This window comes from Paenibacillus sp. OSY-SE (assembly GCF_000283315.1).
Taxonomy (GTDB): domain Bacteria; phylum Bacillota; class Bacilli; order Paenibacillales; family Paenibacillaceae; genus Paenibacillus_B; species Paenibacillus_B profundus.
Window position 1 is genome coordinate 1 of the sequence record NZ_ALKF01000129.1, and the last position, 21,531, is coordinate 21,531.

At 41.4% G+C, this 21,531-nt stretch carries 15 protein-coding genes; 11 read left to right on the forward strand and 4 right to left on the reverse strand.

The window, feature by feature from the left end; translation table 11 throughout:
• Nucleotides 1-339: 339 nt before the first annotated feature.
• Nucleotides 340-945, reverse strand: a complete 606-nt coding sequence (locus tag A372_RS0102190; protein ID WP_019419206.1) for a DUF5677 domain-containing protein — start codon at nt 943-945, stop codon at nt 340-342.
• A gap of 233 nt (nt 946-1,178) precedes the next feature.
• On the opposite strand from A372_RS0102190, the gene A372_RS0102195 reads away from it, so the two are divergent.
• The gene (locus A372_RS0102195; protein WP_019419207.1) at nt 1,179-2,630 is read left to right on the forward strand and encodes an IS1182 family transposase; all 1,452 of its coding nucleotides are present in this window, start codon (nt 1,179-1,181) and stop codon (nt 2,628-2,630) included.
• A 171-nt stretch (nt 2,631-2,801) separates the two neighbouring features.
• Here A372_RS0102195 and A372_RS0102200 read toward each other — a convergent pair whose 3' ends face one another.
• Together A372_RS0102200 and A372_RS0102205 are read right to left on the reverse strand one after the other, a co-directional pair.
• Entirely contained in the window at nt 2,802-4,238 is a 1,437-nt protein-coding gene (locus tag A372_RS0102200) for a UvrD-helicase domain-containing protein (RefSeq protein ID WP_019419208.1), read from the reverse strand.
• A 23-nt stretch (nt 4,239-4,261) separates the two neighbouring features.
• Nucleotides 4,262-6,166 (reverse strand): ATP-dependent helicase, encoded by a 1,905-nt coding sequence (locus tag A372_RS0102205; protein ID WP_019419209.1) that lies wholly within the window; start codon nt 6,164-6,166, stop codon nt 4,262-4,264.
• A gap of 147 nt (nt 6,167-6,313) precedes the next feature.
• On the opposite strand from A372_RS0102205, the gene drmA reads away from it, so the two are divergent.
• The 6 genes from drmA to A372_RS37080 all read left to right on the forward strand — a co-directional run bounded on the left by drmA (nt 6,314) and on the right by A372_RS37080 (nt 17,524).
• Entirely contained in the window at nt 6,314-9,610 is a 3,297-nt protein-coding gene (gene drmA / locus A372_RS0102210; protein WP_157259387.1) for a DISARM system helicase DrmA, read from the forward strand.
• A 5-nt stretch (nt 9,611-9,615) separates the two neighbouring features.
• The gene (drmB, locus tag A372_RS0102215) at nt 9,616-11,367 is read left to right on the forward strand and encodes a DUF1998 domain-containing protein (RefSeq protein ID WP_019419211.1); all 1,752 of its coding nucleotides are present in this window, start codon (nt 9,616-9,618) and stop codon (nt 11,365-11,367) included.
• Nucleotides 11,368-11,572: 205 nt separating this feature from the next.
• Nucleotides 11,573-13,639 (forward strand): 3'-5' exonuclease, encoded by a 2,067-nt coding sequence (locus tag A372_RS0102220; protein ID WP_019419212.1) that lies wholly within the window; start codon nt 11,573-11,575, stop codon nt 13,637-13,639.
• A 555-nt stretch (nt 13,640-14,194) separates the two neighbouring features.
• Entirely contained in the window at nt 14,195-15,937 is a 1,743-nt protein-coding gene (locus tag A372_RS0102225; protein WP_019419213.1) for an AIPR family protein, read from the forward strand.
• 70 nt (nt 15,938-16,007) lie between these two features.
• On the forward strand, nt 16,008-17,276 hold the full coding sequence (locus A372_RS0102230; RefSeq protein WP_019419214.1) for a DNA cytosine methyltransferase: 1,269 nt from the start codon (nt 16,008-16,010) through the stop codon (nt 17,274-17,276).
• 107 nt (nt 17,277-17,383) lie between these two features.
• Entirely contained in the window at nt 17,384-17,524 is a 141-nt protein-coding gene (locus A372_RS37080; protein ID WP_019419215.1) for a hypothetical protein, read from the forward strand.
• Nucleotides 17,525-17,805: 281 nt separating this feature from the next.
• On the opposite strand, the gene A372_RS38325 is transcribed toward A372_RS37080, so the two are convergent.
• The gene (locus tag A372_RS38325; RefSeq protein ID WP_019419216.1) at nt 17,806-17,991 is read right to left on the reverse strand and encodes a DoxX family protein; all 186 of its coding nucleotides are present in this window, start codon (nt 17,989-17,991) and stop codon (nt 17,806-17,808) included.
• Between the two features lie 507 nt (nt 17,992-18,498).
• On the opposite strand from A372_RS38325, the gene A372_RS0102250 reads away from it, so the two are divergent.
• The 4 genes from A372_RS0102250 (at nt 18,499) to A372_RS33005 (ending at nt 21,531) form a co-directional block, all read left to right on the forward strand.
• Nucleotides 18,499-18,756 (forward strand): hypothetical protein, encoded by a 258-nt coding sequence (locus A372_RS0102250; RefSeq protein WP_019419218.1) that lies wholly within the window; start codon nt 18,499-18,501, stop codon nt 18,754-18,756.
• A gap of 224 nt (nt 18,757-18,980) precedes the next feature.
• Entirely contained in the window at nt 18,981-19,592 is a 612-nt protein-coding gene (locus A372_RS0102255) for a hypothetical protein (RefSeq protein ID WP_019419219.1), read from the forward strand.
• 554 nt (nt 19,593-20,146) lie between these two features.
• Entirely contained in the window at nt 20,147-20,863 is a 717-nt protein-coding gene (locus tag A372_RS0102260; protein WP_157259388.1) for a hypothetical protein, read from the forward strand.
• A gap of 53 nt (nt 20,864-20,916) precedes the next feature.
• Nucleotides 20,917-21,531 carry a hypothetical protein gene (locus A372_RS33005; protein ID WP_157259389.1) on the forward strand — a complete coding sequence of 205 codons (615 nt, stop codon included), beginning with the start codon at nt 20,917-20,919 and terminating at the stop codon, nt 21,529-21,531.

Genomic DNA, 21,531 nt, shown 5'->3' on the forward strand with positions numbered 1-21,531 from the left:
GTTAATTCAAAGTCAACTTCAGCAATGGATCGCCGGTTTACCAAGCTACATCAAGTCTTACCTGCCTATTTCATGCTGCGAAAGTTGAGTTAATATTATTACAAATATAAATTCATTATTTGTTCATTGATGACGCCTCTCTTGATTTATTCAATTCGGATACAGCTTTACTACCATTTTCATTGTATTCAATATTGATCCAATTTCTGTAATGTTCCTCGACCTCTTGAGTGAATGCAATGGTTTTTCTTTTTAAGTTGTGCATTGACGTTACATCCAGCTTGTACAATTTATAATAAATTTCAGTTCTTATCGCGGCATAGGAAAGGATGGCCGTAGTCATTCTAACGCCATGTGCCAATTCCAGCGCGATTCTGCGCTCCTGCTCTCGTATGCGGGTTCGCCACTCGCAGATAAAGTTCTGACAATTTCGCTAAATGACCACTTCTGCTCCATTTGTTTTCGTATTTTCTTAGGGTATTTATTTTCCAATGCTGCTAACTCTTCTTCAGTCAGTAAAATATCTTTCATTGGTTTCTGCATGTCAAAGTCTGATGAATTTTGATCTGTTGACAAGGAATCCAGCGCTTTTTTGTGTCGGCTAATTAACTTCATTTCAGGAATTACATGCCAAAACTCGTGACATTTATCAAGAATCATTTCGTCACTGTCATGCGCAACAAACATTAGCTTAGCCGTTCCTTCGAGCAGCGCTCTGTAAAGAATATGGGCATCCCATAATCTGTATCTACTTATCAGAAATAGGGCGCTTTCACTGGTTGAATAGCAGGCAGTAAACAGGTTTGACACAACAAACTGAACCAGTTCGGGAATATTGGAATACTCTTTGTAAAGGGGGGTGCTGATATCCAAGGACTCTCTTAATAGGAATGACGCTTGGTTTGATATGTTGCTAAGAGTCAGTTGAAGTTCAGTGGTATTCATTTATAACCTCCTAGTAAGATGGAAATATCTTCAAAAGTGACAACATTTAAGAATATTATCAAGTGTGATATGATTCAATTAGTCGGGAAGCACCCGCTAAAAAATCCCATGGTGAATCCGAGGCCACTGAAAAAGTCCCTTAGTCCTGAAAGAGACCATTCTTCATTTTTTTGAAGAGTCTGTCTCTTTTTTTCGGTATAATCAAAGTATCTCATCAAAGGCTGGTGATCTCTGTGCTCCCGAAGCAACAAAGCTTTATTTTGAGCCCATATATGGAACTCTACAATCTGGTAGTTCCCAAAGATAATCTACTGCGCAGAATGGACGAGTTGGTGGACTTTGGCTTTGTTTACGAAGAGCTGCACGTCAACTATTGCCACGATAACGGACGCACCGCGGTGGATCCGGTTCGGATGTTTAAATATCTGCTGCTCAAATCTATCTTCGACTTGTCCGACGTCGATCTGGTCGAGCGTTCAAAATATGATTTGTCCTTCAAGTTGTTTCTCCATATGGCCCCCGAGGAAGCGGTCATCGAGCCCAGCCTACTGACCAAGTTCCGAAAATTACGGCTTAAAGACATGAAGCTGCTGGATCTGTTGATTCAGAAAACCGTGGAAATTGCGATTGTGCAAGGCATTATTCGAAGCAAATCCCTTATTGTAGATTCGACCCATACCAAAGCTCGCTATACCCAAAAGACGCCGCAGGAGGTGCTCCGAGAACGCTCCAAAAAGCTGAGAAAAGTTATCTATTCGCTGGATGAATCGATGAAGAATGCCTTTCCGGCCAAACTGGTTACGGATGTCATCGAGGATGAAATCTCCTATTGCCAGCAGCTTGTCGTAGTAATTGAAGAGGATGAGCGTTTTGCCGGACTACCCAAGGTAACGGAACCGCTCAACCTGCTAAAAGAAACGATTGCTGATGATCTGGAGCACTTGCAAACCTCTGCGGATCCGGATGCCAAAGTCGGTCACAAAAGTGCTGATTCTTCGTTTTTCGGATACAAAACTCATATCGCCATGAGCGAGGAACGGATCATAACGGCGGCCACGATTACGACCGGCGAACAAAGCGATGGCAAGCAGCTCCAAACCCTCATTGAAAAAAGCAAGGTTGCGGGAATGAAAGTGGAGACGGTGATTGGAGATACGGCCTACTCGGAAAAAGACAATCTGGCGTACAGCGCCCAAAACGAGATTGAATTAGTGGCGAAATTAAACCCTTTAATTACGCAGGGTAACCGAAAGAAAGAAGATGAGTTTGAATTCAATAAAGATGCGGGGTTATACGTCTGCAAGGCGGGGCATTTGGCGACTCGCCGGGCGCGGCAGGGTAAGAAAGGCCGAGGGAAGAACCAGGTGGACACCTATTATTTTGACGTGGAGAAGTGCAAACGGTGCCCGCTCCGGGAAGGCTGCTACAAGGAAGGCGCAAAGAGCAAAACGTATTCGGTAAGCATAAAGAGCCATGAGCATTTGGCGCAGGCAGAGTTTCAGGAAAGCGAAGCCTTTAAGACCAAGGCTAAAGAACGATACAAGATTGAGGCCAAGAACAGTGAACTTAAGCATAGACACGGGTACGACGTTGCGTCCTCCTCGGGTCTGGTTGGCATGGAGATTCAGGGGGCGATGGCGATATTTGCGGTTAATGTAAAGCGAATACTGAAGCTTATGGGTTGAAAATGCTCACTTCCAGTGGGACAGTAAGCAAAAAAATACGATTTTCATTCGTGAAATCTGAATGAAAATCGTATTTTTTGATGTGTTCACTTTCGGTTACGTACAAAAGCCGTGTTTTTCAGTGGCCTCGGTGAATCCACAGGGACTTTTTCTTTTTTATACTACTAAATTTTATCGGTACAAATCTGGATTCAACTCATTTACAAATGGTGATATGGGAGCTACAGCCAAAAGAGTGAGTGTCAATCTTGCTCGTGTCATGGCAACATACAGTTTTTTTCGCTCAGTTGCTTTAAATGCTTCCGGATCATCACCCGGATCCATTATTCCAAACGGTATTTTTCCATCCTGAAGCCCGGTTACAATTACATGTTCAAACTCCAAGCCTTTGGAGGAATGAAAGGTGACCAACTTTACGCCAGGAACAAGGAAATTTGCTTCTTCGGATTTAATGTGTATACTTCCGACCTTATTTTGGGAAAGGAAGTTTTCATATTCATTCAACCTGTCTTGCGAATACGCGATGATGGCAATTGTATCGTTTGGATATACGTTCTTCAATTGCCTTACTTTTCTCAGAACAAAGTTCTTTTCATTTTCCAAATTGTCAGAAATAATAAGCTCTGGTTTTGGCCCGCCACCTTCTGGATCCTGTGAAGGCAAGAAATCTTCATCCGCCAAAAGCTGCTTGTCATGCGATTGTAGACTCCTAGCCAACTGGATAATCTCCTTGGTAGACCGATGTGTTATTCCTAATAGCTTACTTCTTGCTCCTCGAATCTCAATACCCACACTTTTCCATGTGAAGTGTCTCCGATATATTTGTTGTCCTTTATCAGCGGCAATGGTAAGGCTTTTGGCAGTCATTAGTTTGATTGCACGAAATTGCGCTGGTGAAAGATCTTGAGCTTCATCTATAAGAATGTGGCTTGCCATTTTGTCTTTTGGTATGCGAGTCGCGTTTTTAATTATCAGCAAAGCAACATCATCAAAATCGATACATCGTTCACTTTTCAAAAGCTCTTGATACTTCTCATAGATATCGTAAATGGATTCGCGATGACTCTTGGTGATTTGAATCTGAGTGCCACGACCTGTTCTTTGAATTTCTAAATATTCAGAGCGACTTTTGATATCATTGCTTTTGATCCAAGTAATTTCCTCGGAGAGAAAACGGAGCAAAGCACGATCTTCACTCAGTTTGGCAGCTTGGACACGTGGCAAGTCTGGATTTCCATATTTATTGATCGTGTTTTTCGCCCATTTTACAAAACGTGGCTTATCATCTGTTGTACGATAATTGGAAATTCCCGATTCCCGCAGCAAGGAGGAGCCCCATCCATGAAATGTGAGTGCTCCGACAGGCTCCTCTTTTGAAGAACGCGCCATCTGTGTAATGTAAGTGGCCAAAGCCTTATTATATGTCAAGAGTAAAACCTTTGGACCGGTTGTTATTTGATCGCCTTTTTTTTGAAGAAATAAAGCCCTTTCAATGATAACGGTAGTTTTGCCTGCTCCGGGAATTCCGCGAACCAATAATTCGCCATCCGGACGGAAATTGACGCAACTTTCTTGTTCAGGGGTTAGCTTGATAATTTTCACTGCCACGATTTTTCACTCTCCGTCTATGACTAGTACTCTTCTTCGAATAATCTCCAAAGATTTTCCCGTTCTTCTTTTTCTCTTGCTTGTTGGATGGTCCGTGCCTGTTCTATGGAAGCTGCAATTTCCGTATCAAAACGAGTTTCCTTTTCGTCGCTAGTCTTTCCTCCTAGAACCGAATATTCCAAGTAGGAAGTATTCGGACCTTTGCAATTATCAAAGAAACTTTCGAAATGAATACCCGGCCTCCCAATGACATATAGTCTTTCTTGTGCTCTAGTAATGCCGACGTAGAAAAGCCGTCTTTCTTCATCCAAATCCGGTTGACTTCCATGGGGAAATGAACGGTCGCCAAGGTAAAGAAGAAAGACAACCCTAAATTCTTCTCCCTTTGCCGAGTGTACAGTTCGAATTTTTATGTGGTAGTTCCCTTGTTCGTCCGAATCTTCCGTGGTCATATTATCGAACAAAAAGTCTACCGCTTCGTAACAATACGAGGCACCGGACTCGAGAGCTTCATGGATATAGGAATGAAATTGTTCGTTTGTCATGCTCAATGGTAAGGTTATTTTCAAATCAGTCGATATAAGATCGCTCAATGATTTTCCGTAATGTTCTGGATCTTGACAGAGGCCATACAGAAATTGGAAGTGTTCATGACGATTCTTTTGTGTTTGTATCGACATCACATCGTTTTTTATCTCAAAAAGATCCAGAGCTTCCCTGACTGCACGAGCTTGCGGGGAATATTCGGAATCTTTTCTGACCAAAACAGCTATATTATCAATACCCTCAGCATTTACAAGTCTATTAATTTCTTTTGCAACAAAATCTGCTGCTAGCTCGAGTTTGGGAGCATAGACAAGCCGAACGGGAAAATTTCGTTTGCGGTAAAGAGCAATGTTTTTATCAGATAAGTTGGAAGCAGGCAAAAGTTTGCGATCATCAGTCAACTCCTTTCTAATCCGATTTGCCAATTCCAAAATCGGTGTAGCAGAGCGATAATTCTCGGTCATACTAATGGATGCTAACACGCTTATATCCGTTTGGGTGGCCATTGAAAGGAAGTTGGCCATATTTGATGCACTTGAACCATTAAATGTATAAATGGTTTGATCGATATCGCCCACAACGTTTACCGGGATGTCATTACCTGCTAATGCAAATAGAAGCTTTTCCTGAGCCCGGGAAGTATCTTGGTATTCATCAACCACGATCGCCCTCAGATTTTCCCTGACTCTTTTTCTTGTTTCTGTTTCAGGTTGTGAAAGAATATTGACAGCTTCAACTATCAGTCCCCAGTAATCGATGATGTTGTACTGTTTGAGCATGTTTTCGTATCTTCTCCACACAGTAAGTACTTCCGCAGATTTCAGTCTTATCAAGGTATTTTGTCCTATGTCCACTTCAACAAGTACGTTACTGTCCAGTTCTTCAGGAACAAAACAGGGTTCCATTTCATCTGATCCTTGCCGCAAACTGTCTATGGCTTTCATGCAAGCCTCCCAAGCAGTCTCCCTGTCAAGTTGCTTGAATACTCCATTAAGAAGTGAGCTGTGCCGTCTAAAGATTGGGTTATTTTCACGGGATAAAGAATCTATTATTTCAAAGCCTGGTTTTAACCAAGATTCGCCCATGCCGGCTGCAATTCGAAGGATTCTGAAAGAAAGACCATGGAATGTATAAGAGGGAACAGTGCTCCCAAACTTGGTTTTCTTGCATAATTCTTTCAGTTTCTCAATCAAGCGGGAACGAGCCGTTCGTGAAAATGAAATCGCCATGATCGAGTTTGGAAGAAGATTCAATTCCGCTTGCAGGTATTGGATGCGAGCTGCAAGTGTGCTGGTTTTTCCAGTGCCTGCCGCGGCGTTGATCGCCATATGAGCCAAAGGGGCGGTTATCGCCCGGTTTTGGTTTTCATTATAGTCTGTCATTGTGTTATCTCCGTAATATGAGGTTGGAAATCCTTGTGAGGTATTTTGTTCGACAGGAAGGGACTTTTGTCCTGCCTGTCGAATTAATTATATAGGAGAAATCGGGGATGATTTTGTCGAAAACCATGAATAATGGGGGATGCAATTATGGCTTTATCGGATAAATTGGAGATAAGGAATGAATTGATTAATAGAATGAAGCTTGAATTGATTGGGCCTAATTTTGTAACGGAAGAGTTGAACGAATCCCCAACACAGCGCTATCTGACAGGAATTCTCTGGCCGATCGGCTCTGAAATCGAAAAAGAGGATGACGAGGAGCATGCCACGGAAGAAGATGGGGAGGAGTCGGGATTGGCCGATCGTGCTGCACCTCTCATGCAGGCCATGAAGCCTTCTGCCATTGGTCTGTCCTTCGTGCTGGACGAAGGAGTGGAATCTTTGAACCTGAAAGTAAGCTGGGGTCAGTATGAACAAAAAGGGGATAGGAAAAATCCTGCTTGGCACAGAAAGTCTATTCAATTTGAGTCCCTAATTGCCATTCTTCCCGCCGATGAGAAAAGACGAGCCATGCCTACCGATGATCCGGAGGTATTCATCGAGTGGATGTCACGTCCGCTAAACGACGGATTTGGACGACATGCAATCAGTTTATTTCTTGTAAACAGAAAACCCAAACAGGAAAAGCGAGCCAAAGATGCGCTTTGCCTATTTCAACCAGAAATCAGCGTGAACGGAGCAGAGGGGGAACGCCCATTTTCTATTCGAAAAATGTCAATCAAGCAAAAAACAAAGTACCCCGATGTAGCGGCAGATGAGTTGCTCTATCGCAACCAAACGGTGTTTGCTGTTGGTCACGGAGTGGCGGTGGGATGGGAAGACGTTTCAGAGAACAGAAAAACCGCGGGGAAATTGAAAACGATAATCATGCCGATACATGAAATTCCGCGTGTTGTCCCTCCCGACTGGAAGGGGGATGGATCTCTGGATATGACAAAGCTCGCGAATGCTTCCGATGGGGAGGAAGTTCACGAGTACTTGAACCCGCTTCTTGAGGCATATGATCAGTGGATATGGGATAGGGAAGATGAAATCGAATTTTTGGACGGAGAATTTAAAACCACTGCAAAAGAACATACTGATTCGTGCAGAGAGTCCCTCAATCGTATGAAAAAGGGTTTGGACATGATACGTGCAGACGGCGAAAACGGAAAGGTTCTGGATGCTTTCCGTTTTGCCAATCGTGCGATGGCCTTGCAAAGAACACATAGCGAATGGGCAAAAGTTGCTGGCAAGAATAAAGATTGGTCTGGTGGTCCTCAAAAGATCGAAACGGAATGGAGGCCATTTCAAATCGGCTTCATTTTACAATCCTTGATGGGCATCGTGGAACCGTCTCATGGTGAACGTCAGATTGCCGACTTGATTTGGTTTCCAACGGGCGGAGGGAAGACGGAAGCATATTTGGGCCTTGCAGCTTTTGTAATGGCACTGCGAAGATTGAACGGCGAAGTGGATGGATTGAGGGGAGACGTCGGGGTTGCAGTATTAATGAGATACACGCTTCGGTTGTTGACGATTCAACAGTTTCAAAGGGCTGCCACGTTAATATGCGCGTGTGAAAATATACGAAAAGAAAATCCTAACAAATGGGGGGGAGAACCATTTCGAATTGGTCTGTGGGTGGGTCAGAAAAATACTCCGAATGATTTTGATGAATGCGAGGAGGTTCTGGAATCTAAGATCTATAATCCTTCAGCTTCAACACCGGTACAATTGGTTTCTTGTCCTTGGTGCGGTGCTGAACTGACAAGAAAAAATTACTTTGCCTATAGAAAAAAGCGTAGGGTACTGATTGGATGTTCGCGTGCCGATTGTGAATTTCACCGTTCAAAAAATCCGGAAGGCATTCCGGCCGTGGTATCCGATGAAGAAATTTACCGCTTGTTGCCGACGCTTATCATTGGAACAGTTGATAAATTTGCTAGGATGCCATGGGTTGGAAATACGCAATCCTTAATGGGCAATGTCAAAGGACAAGCATATCATTGGGGATTTGTGAGCGAGGGCTTGGATAATGAAACAGGGGGTTGGATGAAGGGTGTTTTTCAATCGAATTCATCAACTGGAGAGATTGTGGATGGAAGGCCTTTATTGCCACCTGATTTGATTATTCAGGATGAACTTCATCTGATTTCGGGACCATTGGGTACGATGGTCGGAGTATATGAAACGGCCATCGATTATTTGGCAGGGCGTGAGATTGGCGACAAAAGAATCGGTCCAAAGGTTGTTGCTTCCACGGCCACGATTCGCAGGGCAAAGGAGCAAATCCTTTCTCTGTTCGCAAGACGTGTTGCTATTTTCCCAAGTCCTGGGCTTTTGGCCGGCAATTCATTTTTTTCTGAAGAACAACCATTGGAGAATGTTCCGGGAAGGTCGTATGTCGGCATTTTTGCTCCTGGACGAAGCATGAAAACTGCGTTAGTCCGTGTATATGCAGCTCTGCTCTCCGCTACCGAAGCCATGGAAAAAGACATGGAGGATTTGGACTCTTACCGTACTTTGGTCGGCTATTTTAACAGTCTAAGGGAGCTTGGTGGCGCGGTCCGGCTGATCGAGGATGACGTAAAAGCGCGCATCAAAGTGTTATCCAAGAGAACAAAGGGACAAATTTACGGTTACAAGACGAGAGTTATCAAAGAAAATGTTCCGGAATTGACCAGTCGTGTTGACTCCAGCGCAATCCCTTCTTTATTGCAAAGACTGGAGCAACCTTTTTATGTCAAAGACGACAAAATTGCTCCCGTGGATGTGGTACTTGCCAGCAATATGATATCAGTTGGAGTTGATGTCAGCAGATTGGGGCTTATGGTAGTCACCGGACAACCCAAAACGACTGCGGAATACATTCAAGCCACGAGTCGTGTTGGACGTTCGAATCCGGGTCTTGTGTTTACTGTTTATAACTGGGCGCGCCCGAGAGATGTATCCCACTATGAACGATTCGATTCTTATCATGATGCTTTATATCGTTATGTCGAGGCCATAAGTGTCACTCCATTTTCGTCAAGAGCTAGGGACAGAGCGCTTTCCGCCACGCTTGTCATGATGTCCAGACTTAATATTCCAGGGTTGTCCAAAAAGGACGATGCAAAAAAATTCAAGCCGGCGCATCCTCTTGTTGCTCGTCTAAAGGATCATGTCAGGAAAAGAGTAGAGAGTATTGAGCCCTTGAAAGCAAAAGAAGTTGCCAAACATCTTGATTCTCACATTGAACAATGGCAACTGAAAACGATGGAAAAGTCATTGGTCTATAGTAATGCCACCAAAAAGCCGAATTTGATGTTTCCTTTGGGAGAAAAGCCGAAAGGAGCCGTATTTGGTGTACCCAGTTCCATGCGTGACGTTGAAAAAACAATCGGAATTTATTTAAAGGAGTAGAAGCCATGCGTGACAAAGTGGGTGAAGTTCGAAATAGCCAATTAATTTCAATTTTTGGACCCGGAGCGATCATGGATCTGCCTGACTTTTCGGTCATTATTGCAAGTTTGGACCATTGGAATAAAAAGCAGTGTGAAGTGATCAAGGAGCCTCGGTTGCAGAAAAAACTCAAAATCAACAAGATTTATGCCCCTCCTGCATTGGAGTGGGATCCGGACAATAGGTTGGGAACACTACCGGCTTTTCGATTCCCGAAATACATGGTTTGTCCTAAATGCAGGAAGTTGGCACCCTATCATAAGTTTTTTATTGAAGAAAAAAGACAGAGCGTGTACTGCCAATGCGAGGAAGAAGTGAAAGTGTTTCCGGCTCGTTTTATTGTTGCCTGTTCGAAGGGGCATATTGAAGACTTCCCTTGGAGTTTTTATGTACATTCCAAAAACGGAAATTTGGACTGCAAGGGAGAATTGGTTTTGAATGACAAGGGAGTTACAGGTTCCATTTCCGATGTGGAAGTGGAATGTAAAGAATGCAAAGAGAAAAGAACACTGGAAGATGCTTTTTCGGGATCAGGTCTTCCTTCATGTAGAGGACACAGACACTGGATGGGAGCTTGGAGCAGAGAAGAGTGTACGGAAAAATCTAGAGCACTGCTGAGGGGGGCTTCTAATCTTTATTTTCCGATTGTGGCTAGCGCCCTATCGATCCCCCCATATACGAATCCCGTTCATCAGGCTGTTGCCGAAGAAATGGAACGTCTTGGGAAAATGGATGCAAAAGAGAAACTGAAGGTGTATATAGAGGACGATGTATTTCCAACATTTAAGGATTTTGATCTGGACGAGATCTGGCAAGCCATTTTACATCAACGTGGACTTGGAAGTGGAGAGGAACAGGATTTGTTATTTCCTGAATGGGAAGTTCTTCATCGTGGCGGTGTAGATCACTTCGAATCTGAATTCGAGACAGAGGAGCAGCAAGTGCCGGAAAGATATGTACACAAAATTGCAAAACTGATCATGGTCAGGCGTTTGACTGAAGTTCGTGTCTTGGATGGCTTCAGCCGAATTGAACCATTGCCTGACATGACTTCTTTGGGGGAAGAGGATGAAACGGTTAAAGAATCCTTCAAAGCTTCATTAAGTGAGAAAAGAATTTCTTGGAGGCCAGGCCTCATTACGCGTGGAGAGGGGATCTTTATAACGCTGAATGAAGAAGAGTTGAACAGATGGGAACAACAAGTTGAATCCGCCGTGGCACCCATGAAACAGGAATTTATCAAGTATTGCATGGATCGCAATGTTGAGGGTGAACCTGAATTTCCAGGTACTCGCTATGTATTATTGCACACATTGTCTCATGCGCTAATGCGGCAATTATGTCTTGGTTCGGGCTATTCATCTTCTTCATTGAGAGAAAGGATATATTCCCGAACTGCAAACGCTCAAAAAATGGCAGGAATACTCATATACACAGCAACACCCGATTCCGAAGGAAGTTTGGGTGGACTGGTTGAACTAGGGAAAACCGAGAAATTTGAAGAGGTTCTGTTTCACGCTTTAGAAGATGCCCGGTTTTGTTCCGGAGATCCTCTTTGCTCAGAACACAAACCGGATGCGATTGGTGATCTGAATGGTGCCGCATGCCATGCTTGCCAATTGGCTGCTGAAACCTCCTGTGAAAAGTCCAACCGTTTCTTGGATCGTGCATTTTTGGTTCCCACAGTATCCGAACATAGCTTGGCCTACTTTGATTGATGAGGGCTAGTCTGCATGCAAAATGCTATTGGTTGATCGGAAAGAGTTTCTGGTTACATCTACAAACTTGACCCAACATGGATTAAGCTAGAATATTGAAGTGGGTGTTCGGATTAAAGGAAGCATAGCAAACCAAATGGAAAATCACTTTATTTCACTTGAGAGAGCTGGCATTCTCCAGCGTATCGAAGGGAGTTAATAGCGTATGAGTCTGTCAAGGGATATAAATATTAAGCCATCTTTTATGAGGGAACTGCATGCCCTTCCTTCCCAAATGGGAGATCAGGTATGGGAAAAAATCAATTTTCTAGCACAAAATCCGATACCTGATGGTCGTCTTAAAAAGAAATTAAACAAATGGGACAATATTTATCGCTTGAGAATTGGTGATTTCAGATTGTTTTATTCTTTTGGAGGGAATTGGATTCGCCTGTTAAGCATTCGCCCTCGCAAGAATGCGTATTTGAAAAACGTGAACTATGAAGAACCCTTGGATTTGGGGATGGATGCAGATATAGCTGATGATGAAGAACTAGCGGCGGGAGTGGAGCACGCTTGGACTGGAAATAATAATCTGTCCTTACCTCAGCGATTGCCGGACATCATCACGGAGGATTGGTTGGAACAATTACGTATTCCGGATGAATACCATGGTCGATTGATAAACTGTAAAACGGAAGATGATTTGTTGCTATCAAATGTTCCCGATTATCTGATTGAAAGGGTAATTGATAACCTCTTTCCCAGACCCGTTCAGGAAATTTTGCAGCAGCCGGATTTTATTGTTTTTGACACCAATGATCTTATTCGCTACAAGGAAGGGGATTTGTTTGGATTTTTATTGCGTCTTGATTCCGATCAAGAACGGTTGGTGGATTGGGCATTGCAAGGGCCAGCTTTAATTAAAGGTGGACCGGGGACGGGCAAATCGACAATAGCATTGTATCGTGTTCGCTCATTGTTGGATAATTTTTCAAAGCAGGGAAAATCGAATCCCAAAATTCTGTTTGCCACGTTTTCTGAAGCATTGTCCCGTTTCTCTAAACAATTGCTGGAGCAATTGCTTAAAAATCGATTGCACCAAGTGGAAGTCGCAACTGCTGATGAATTGGTTCTGAAAATTGCGGTACCCCATTCAGAAAAGCCAAACTTTGCTGAACGCAATATGTTAAAGAATATTTTAGAACGCTCAATAAATGCAGCCGGGAAGGGCTCCGTACTCAAAAAACTACGTGCGGATTACTTGTTGGATGAATTCGAATGGGTTATTGAAGGGCAAAACCTGAAACAATTGGATGACTACTTGTCGGCGAATCGAAGCGGCAGGGGGATTGCTTTGACCGGACAAGTCAGAACGGAAGTCTGGGAGTGCTATCAGATTTTTTCCGAAGCTCTGCAAGAACAAGGATTCTTCTCTTTATCCGGTATGCGATGCAAAGCTTTGGAGCTCGTAAAAGCTGGGATATATGAGCAGCGTTATGATGCCGTTATCATTGATGAAGCCCAGGATCTTACTCCGGCAAGCTTGGCATTGCTGGCCGAACTCTCCCAAACAAGCAAGGGCATTTATTTGACTGCGGATGCATCCCAGTCAATTTATTATAGCGGATTTTCATGGAATGAGGTCCATGAACGTTTATTGTTTCGGGGAAGAGCCATCAATCTGCGCAGAAATTACAGGACGACGCGTGAAATTTCTGAAGCCGCTGCTCAGTTTATGAGTTTTTCTTCAGAGGGTGACCCCGAATCCTTGGCACTGCGTTCCATACAAAGTGGTCCTCAACCTTTATTGTTTTCTTACGACTCTGAAGAGGAGCAAGCACAACTCATAGTGAAATTCATTAAACAGATGAGCAGACATTTACGATTAAAGGCTTCTTCAGCAGCCGTACTGGTACCCTCTTCAGCGATCGGAAAAGATCTAGCTATGGCTGTTTCCAATGAGGGGCTTCCTTGCAAGTTCATGAGAGGAACTCAGTTGGATCTTCAGAGTGATGAGGTGAAAGTATTGACGCTCGCGTCCTCGAAAGGCCTCGAATTTCCCATGGTGTGCATCGCCGGACTGAATAAAAAGTCGTTTCCCAGATTGTCGGATCCAGTAGAAGAGGCAGAAATGGCGGAATTAATGAAGGTGGCAAGACGTACGCTGTATGTTGGTATGACAAGAGCGATGAGAGGATTGATGGTTCTTTATTACGGAAAGGCTCCGTCAGCTCTGATTAAGGAGCTGAACACGCAACATTGGTTTACAGGAGACCATAAGAATAAATAATAAATATTCCAAATTAAAGATTGGTATTTAGCGATTTCAGCATGATCAAACCTGCCTTGCACTGGAGTCCAGCAAAGTCTCTACCATTTTACGAGATTGTGCAATATTTGGCTATCCATTGTAACCGAACACCGACTGTTGATGACAATCGTTGGGTCGATCCGGCTCTTCATGTCTTTTTAAGAGGATGAAATGACGGGTTTTCAAACACCGGGAACAATCCTATCTGGATATCGTGAATCGGTTCATGCGCAGCAGACAAAATGTATCCGTAGTCTAACTCTCAAAAAAAAGTGAATTGGAAAAGTTCAAAAGTTCCAAGACTGTTTGGTAAACCGGCATCAAACATCAGATTTTCAAGTGTCCAGTTTGCTGGTGAAAAGTATTGGTCTGATGGGAGAACATTGGTACTAACGGACTATTATTTTGATTGACGTTGGAACATTCTTAGGGTTTGGGAACACGACCTTAAGACTGATAATTATGGTACAATAAATATGATGAAAATGCATATTAAGAATATCAAGGCAAATTGCCCCTGAGAGAGTGGAATCAATGAACAAACCACTGCACGATTTTGCGGAATCTTTTAAACAACATATAGAAGGAATTGCTGCGGCAAAAAGTGAAAATAAAAGCATAGAGTCTTTCACTGATGCCATGTGCGGTTACATGCAAGAATCCGGTGAACTGGATGGATTTGAGGTAATTGAACAGTTCAAGAGAATTGGTATTCAATTGAACGGTTATGCAATTCACGAGGACGAGGAAAGACTAGCCGTCGACTTGTTCGTTTGTTTACATACCAGAATAATACCTCCTATTTCCATACACAAAAACGAATGGGAACCTGTCATTAAAAGAGGAATTGGATTCCTGAGAAAATGCCTGTCAGGTTTGCATTATTCGCTTGTTAGGGAATCGGAGGTTTATGGGATTTCAAAAATGATTCATGATAACAAAGAAAAAATTAAACTAGCGCGTATCTTTTTCTTTACTGATGGTATCACCAAAACAATCGCTTTGGACGATGTGGAAGTAGAGGGTATACCGATAAGCTTTCATGTATGGGATCTGGAAAGATTGTTTAGAATGAAAAGCTCTGGAAGAAAGAAAGAGCCTATATTCCTTAATTTGGAACAGAAGTATGGATTGGAGTTGCCTTGTTTACCAATGCCGGAAACTAATGAAGATTATGAATCTTTTCTGGCCTTTATTCCTGGTCAGCTTTTGGCACGGATCTATGAGGAATATGGAGAACGATTAATAGAGAGGAATGTGCGATCCTTTTTACAATTTAGGGGTGTAAACAAAGAGATCAGGAAAACTGTTTTGAAAGAACCACATATGTTTTTGGCGTACAACAATGGGATTGCTGCGACTGCAGAACAGGTGGATTTCGGTCAAAGTACACAAAGTGGTTTACCCGTAATCAAGTCCATTAAAGATTTGCAAATTGTAAATGGTGGACAAACTACGGCAGCGATTTATCATGCAGCTAAAAATGACAAAAATGCCGATATTTCAAAGGTTTATGTACAAATGAAGCTGACTGTCATTAAGGATACTGAGAAAATGGATGAGATGGTACCCATCATTTCACTTTGTGCAAACAGCCAAAACAAAATACAAACCGCTGATTTCTTTTCGAATAGTCCTTATCATCGAAAGGTGGAACACTTCTCTCGAAACGAGTGGGCACCAGCGAAAGCAGGAAGTCACCGACAATCCAAATGGTTTTATGAACGTGCAAGGGGACAATATTTGGATTTGAAAAACAAACAGGAAACAAAAGCAAAAAAACGGCTGTTCGATGAAGATCACCCCAAATCGCAAGTTTTCACAAAAACTGACTTGGCAAAGTATATTAATTCATGGGAGCAGCTTCCTCATATTGTTAGCCGCGGCAATCAAAAAAACTTTGCAGAGTTCTCGAAATCTTTGGATGATCTTGATGTTGAGCAACTTGATAAAAGCTATTATTGTGATACCATCGCAAAGGCAATTATTTTCAACACGATCTATGGAATGGTAAAAACCCAATTTCGTGCAAATATTGTTACATACACGATGGCATGGTTGTCATATAAAACACAGCAGAAAATAGATCTTGAAGAAATCTGGAGAATGCAATCCGTACCGGCATCCATGATTGAAACCATAAAGATTGTTATCAAGGCTGCCTTTTCGCATATTTCCAATCCACCAAATGGTGAGAATCCGACTGAGTGGTGCAAGAAAGAAGAGTGTTGGACAAGTTTCAGAGATATGGATATTGAAACTTTTCTTGAGTTATAATTAATGGTTTTGAGGGGACTTTTTCCTTTGTTATAATTGGAACAAGACGTCTATTTTAGGAGCAATGATTATGTATTTCATTGATTTGTTTGCAGGAGCAGGCGGGCTGTCGGAAGGTTTCATGCGTCAAGGATACAAACCGATCGCCCATATCGAAATGGATCGATACGCTGCGCTAACGCTAAAAACAAGAGCTGCATATCATTATTTGAAAAATAATGATCGGTTGGCTATTTATCATGACTATTTGCTAAAAAAAATGTCTCGTGAGGATTTGTATGAGCAAATACCTAAGAGCGAGGCAGATGCAGTTATCAATTTGGAAATTTCTGATGAGACCATAGACTATCTCTTTCGGGAGATTGATCATAGATTGGTGAGCATGACGGGTCAGAAAAGTACTGTGGATGTTTTGATAGGAGGACCGCCTTGTCAAGCATATTCCTTGGTTGGAAGGGCTAGAGATCCTTATGGAAAGGAAAAGGATCCCCGCAATTATCTATACAAACAATATGTAAAATTTCTTGATAGATATAAGCCAAGCATCTTTGTATTTGAAAATGTTCCGGGTATCTTGAATGCGGCTAAAGGTAAGCTCTTTGAAGACGTTCAATCAATTATGAGAGATGCGGGGTACAATATTACTGCCAAAACACTCAATGCAGCAGATTTTGGTGTATTGCAACAAAGAAAACGTGTCATTCTAATTGGTTGGAAAGAAGAATTGGATTATGAGTATCCGGAATTCAAAAAAGTAAATCATAATTATATAGTGCGTGATCTGCTTGAGGATGTGCCATCCTTGCAGCCAGGAACGGAAAAAAACTTTTTTTACACCAAAGAACCGAGCAACTATTTAAGCAAATTTGACATCAGGGGTGAAAATGATATTCTCACACAACACATGGCGAGAATTCACAATGAAAATGACAGACAGATATATGAAACTGCTATAGCTATGTGGAATAATCATAAACAGCGATTGAAATATACAGATCTTCCAGAAATCAATCGTACTCACAAGAATCTGAAATCCTTTTTGGATCGTTTTAAAGTGGTCAGTGAAGATCTTCCATTTTCACATACAGTTGTCGCTCATATAGCAAAAGACGGTCATTATTATATTCATCCGGACATTTCTCAAAGGAGATCTTTATCAGTAAGGGAAGCGGCCAGATTGCAATCATTTCCGGACAATTTCTTTTTTGAAGGTCCAAGAACTTCTGTATTCACTCAAATAGGAAATGCAGTTCCTCCACTTATGGCAGAGCAAATTGCAAAACATGTCGGGTTCATGTTAACAGATAAAGTTGAAAAACAATTGTCCCTCAACTTATAGGGCAATTGTTTTTGCTATATACAGAATAACTTGAGAAAAGTGCGGGCGGCCATTACATATACCACGCGCTATTTACGGCGAAGCCGCTCTTTGATCGGGCCCATGAAGTGGCGGAGCTCCGGCTGGAGAGTGAGGCGGACATTCGTGTATGGCGTGAGGCACGCCGTCAGGGCAAAGCGAAGGTGAAGCTAGACCAAGAGCCTGCGGACTTGGCTACAAGGGTGACGCAGGTGGTGCAAGAAGATTGAGCTTGAGTATTGAATGAGGCAGGAATGTGCTAAGCACGGCTTTTATAGTATTAACGTATAAAGGGTTGGCCTAAGTAGTCATCTTAGATAACTTAGGCCAACCTTTTTCATTTGTTCCATAGCAATCGGAAACTATACAACCATGAGCGCAAAGGAGAGCATGACAAGAGCGTTAATCGCCATGACAGGCTTATGCTGTGCGCGGAATAGATGAGCGTGTATGGCTCCGATCATCAGGAAGACAAAAGGCCTGCGGCATATTTCAAAATCTCCGGTGCCCACTAGGCAGCAATTATTCCAATTACCCCGGCTAACTCTAAGAGAGCCGTTATGTTCATGAACCACATCGGGTATTGATAGTCGTTCCAATGCTGAACCATGGATTTCGTACGCAGTAACTTAATAGACGCCGAGAAGGCAAACATGCATGATAATATGATCTGAATGATAATGATAACGGTACTCAAATACTCCACTCTCCTTTATTTGAAAAGTAATCTGCACTTGCATTACAGTATAATTTGGTGAATCCTAATGTTATGTAGTCCAGACTACAATGTGGAATAGGAGAGGATGGAGTTGCTAGGATAAGGTCAAATATTTGTCCAGAATCAATCTCTTTCATGATTTGAATAGGGAGCAATTACAGCAGCTCGAACCAGTGACGCCTAAATGCTCGAGCTCATGGACTATGGAAGCGCTAGAAAGCGGCTGCTTTACTTGTTGTATAAGCTTTCTTTGAAGTTTGGCTTTGCTGCGGAAGGCATTGTGAATAAGGAGGGCCTGCGAAAATCATTGTGGGCTCATACGGAGCGCTTGAAAGAGGCGTTGGACCTGTGAGCAAAAAATATAAGCAACCCGGCCTGAATGAATAGGACATCAATACATGTATCGGTCTCGGGACACGATTGTGTACGAGAAGAATTTCCAACAGCATCACTTCCATAAAAGTATTGAGCAGGGTGTTGCCGTTTTTGCCGAACGCGACGAAGGTGGTGGAGCAGTTCCTGGATGAGATTATAGAAAAAAGCCTTCGAACATTCCAAACGGCCAAGAGGGACGGAGCATTACTCTGCGGAGAAGCAGGCAGGCAAGTAGTCAAAAACGTGCTCGTCGGCGCCTTGGGCAGAACGAAACGAAGTAAGCTAGAAGCATCGTTAATGAATCGTTTGACCATGTTCCGTTACAGCAGATTACTGAACACCGCCAGCTTCCCCAAATTGAATATGTAAGTGACTCGTTGTCGACTATTCCCTCGATGAGGCATTCTACGCTAATTATAGAGCGCATTATCCAGTCTGAATCTTTACTCTCCTTTTTTTATAAGAAAGAACCTCACGACAAAATGATGGAGAAAAGTTGTTTCTTTATCTTCTTTTTAGATATTAATGCTTGTCTTATGAAATAATCACTGGTAACATAAGGTATAAATGTTTCATTCGGGGTGTTTTTACAAATGAATCCATCAAAAAAGATGAGAATTTTGATATTAGTGGGAATGTGCTTATGTATATTTTTAGTTGTTAATTTCATTTCAAAGGATAGATACGGAGTTATAACAGATAGTCAGATAGGTAATGTGGTTGCTGAAGAAAAGATAACTCTTCTAGCAGAGGAGCGATTAAATCATCGTAATAAGCCTATCGCTCTGTTGTTCTATGAAAAAGATAATCTGATTGGAGCATATGATGTAACAAATAAAAATGGTAACATACACTATCTGAAGGCTATCACAGTAGAAAAAAGAAATGAAATGCCAATACAATTTATAGGTGCACAAGGTGAATTTGCTTATGTCATGGTGTCCATAAATGACAAAGACATTTTAAAAAACGCAGAAATATTAACGGTTACGTTTGGTGATAATGTGTCATATTCTAAAGAAGTTAGTCCCCAGAATGAAAATTATATCATAGTACATGAAAATCCTTTGAAAGAAAAGCGTATGGTTCAGAACATTAACATTGATGTCTATAATAGTAGTGGTCAGGTTATATATAGAAATGAAGTTGGAGTGAAGATGGAGGCTACTTCATTAATGTTCCAACTGGTTCTTATAACCTCTTAGCTTCTTCTAAACCCGAGAGTCATAAAGCAACAAAGGAATATCAGTATGCCGGGAAAAATGTTCTCGTAACAAAAGTCATTGGAGAAACCGAATGGGAAGGTGTATATCACTATACCCGAGCAAGATTTGAATCCGTATTCGATGGAACTCCTTATGCAGATAGTGATCGTCAATGGGGAAATGATAAGACGAGAGCTGAAAGTGACTGGTACATTGCAGATTTTGCAATAGCAAAGACATATTACGGCAACGAATAGTAATAAAGGAGTTAACGAGAGAGATAATCATTAGATTGTCTCTCTCTATTAAATGATATGAAATATTCATACATCCGTCCTAAACATTATGTTACGTATTATACATGGCTTTTATTATTTAATGTTGTTTGTTTTTTTGTTTTTTTTGGTATTGCCTATTTAGATGATGTAAATATGATTAATAATGGATATGTGAATAAGAATTCAGTTACGTTTCGAATGGAAGCTATAAAGCAGCCTATAAAAGAGAGTTCTCATCACTTCATATTGTTTCAATACAGAACGAGTGTGCCTACAGTGAAGCATGTGTGGAGCAACGGAAAGATCAAACTTCCGCCTATTAAGGAAAGCCACCTTGCTGATGAGTTAAACCAAAATGGAGACGTAGCCATAATAGGTGAAAGTGTCAAAATAGATCAAATACCTTCTGGTTATCAATTCATCGGATATTTTGATACACCTGACTCCTATAAGTTACAAACTGAAATATGGTTGTTATCAAAACAATTAGACATAGATCTAAACAATGGAACACAATTTATCCTAAATACCCCAAGTCATCATACAGAAGAAATTATGAGGGAAATTACAAACAATAATACAGTGAAAATTATAAATAAGGAAAAATATGGTTCATATGCATTGAAGTCCAATCAATTTGCAACTGTAGTGGGATATGTGACTATTTTTTTTATAACGATCCTATTTGTAATCGTAAGTATAGCGTGGTTAAGTAAAGAAAGCAGTTTAATATCCATCCTATATTTATCAGGATATTCTATCCGTAAAATTTGCAGCGTAATCATAAAGTATAAAGTTCTCCCCTATATCTTTTTCTCTGTCATTTTAATTATCATCAGTGTCATTGTGCAGAGTATTATGATTCCATTATGGAGTACGGCATGGATTTTATATTCCACGTATATGATAATACTATATTCTCTCATTTTATTATGGATTAGTTATACATACGGAATCTTATATTCGGTAAGAAGAGGCGGTAAGAAATGGTGAGAGTACTACAGACGATTTTCAAACAAAATAAGTTATGGAGTTTCATAAACATATTGGCTGCAATCGTTTACTTTTGTGTAGTTCTGGTGCTAGTCGTAAATATAGACCAATCTAACCTTGAAGTAAATGCTGTAAATCATTTCAAAAATAAAAATTTATATCAAATATCAGATAACTTATACGGCGAAACAGAAACCATGTTTTTTTCGGAAAAGAGCAGCGTCGATATATTAAATGACTTCGTCACTGGTTTAGCTGTAAACTTCGAATCTGAATATTATAAGGCAACTTGGCAACCCATTGGGATTTCAAATTTTAAAGGTGACGTTATTTTCGATGCTTACTATGAAAGTGGAAGTAATAAGTCTCCCTATGTTGTGAATAATAAATCGTATAAAGATATAAAATCAATACAACTAAACTCTAATGTATTTGATATGAATCAGGTTCAAATCAGTGTAGGGAAAAAATTCGATAATGATGATTATGTATTTGATAAATATAACAATAATATTCCAGTAATTTTAGGTTCAGAGTTAGATGGAGTGTACCAACTTGGTGAGACATTAGATATTTTATATTATAGAAAAGAATTTAAAGGAGAGATTATTGGATTTTTGGATTCATCACAAAAAATTATGACAACTAAAGAGCCAGAGACTATATAA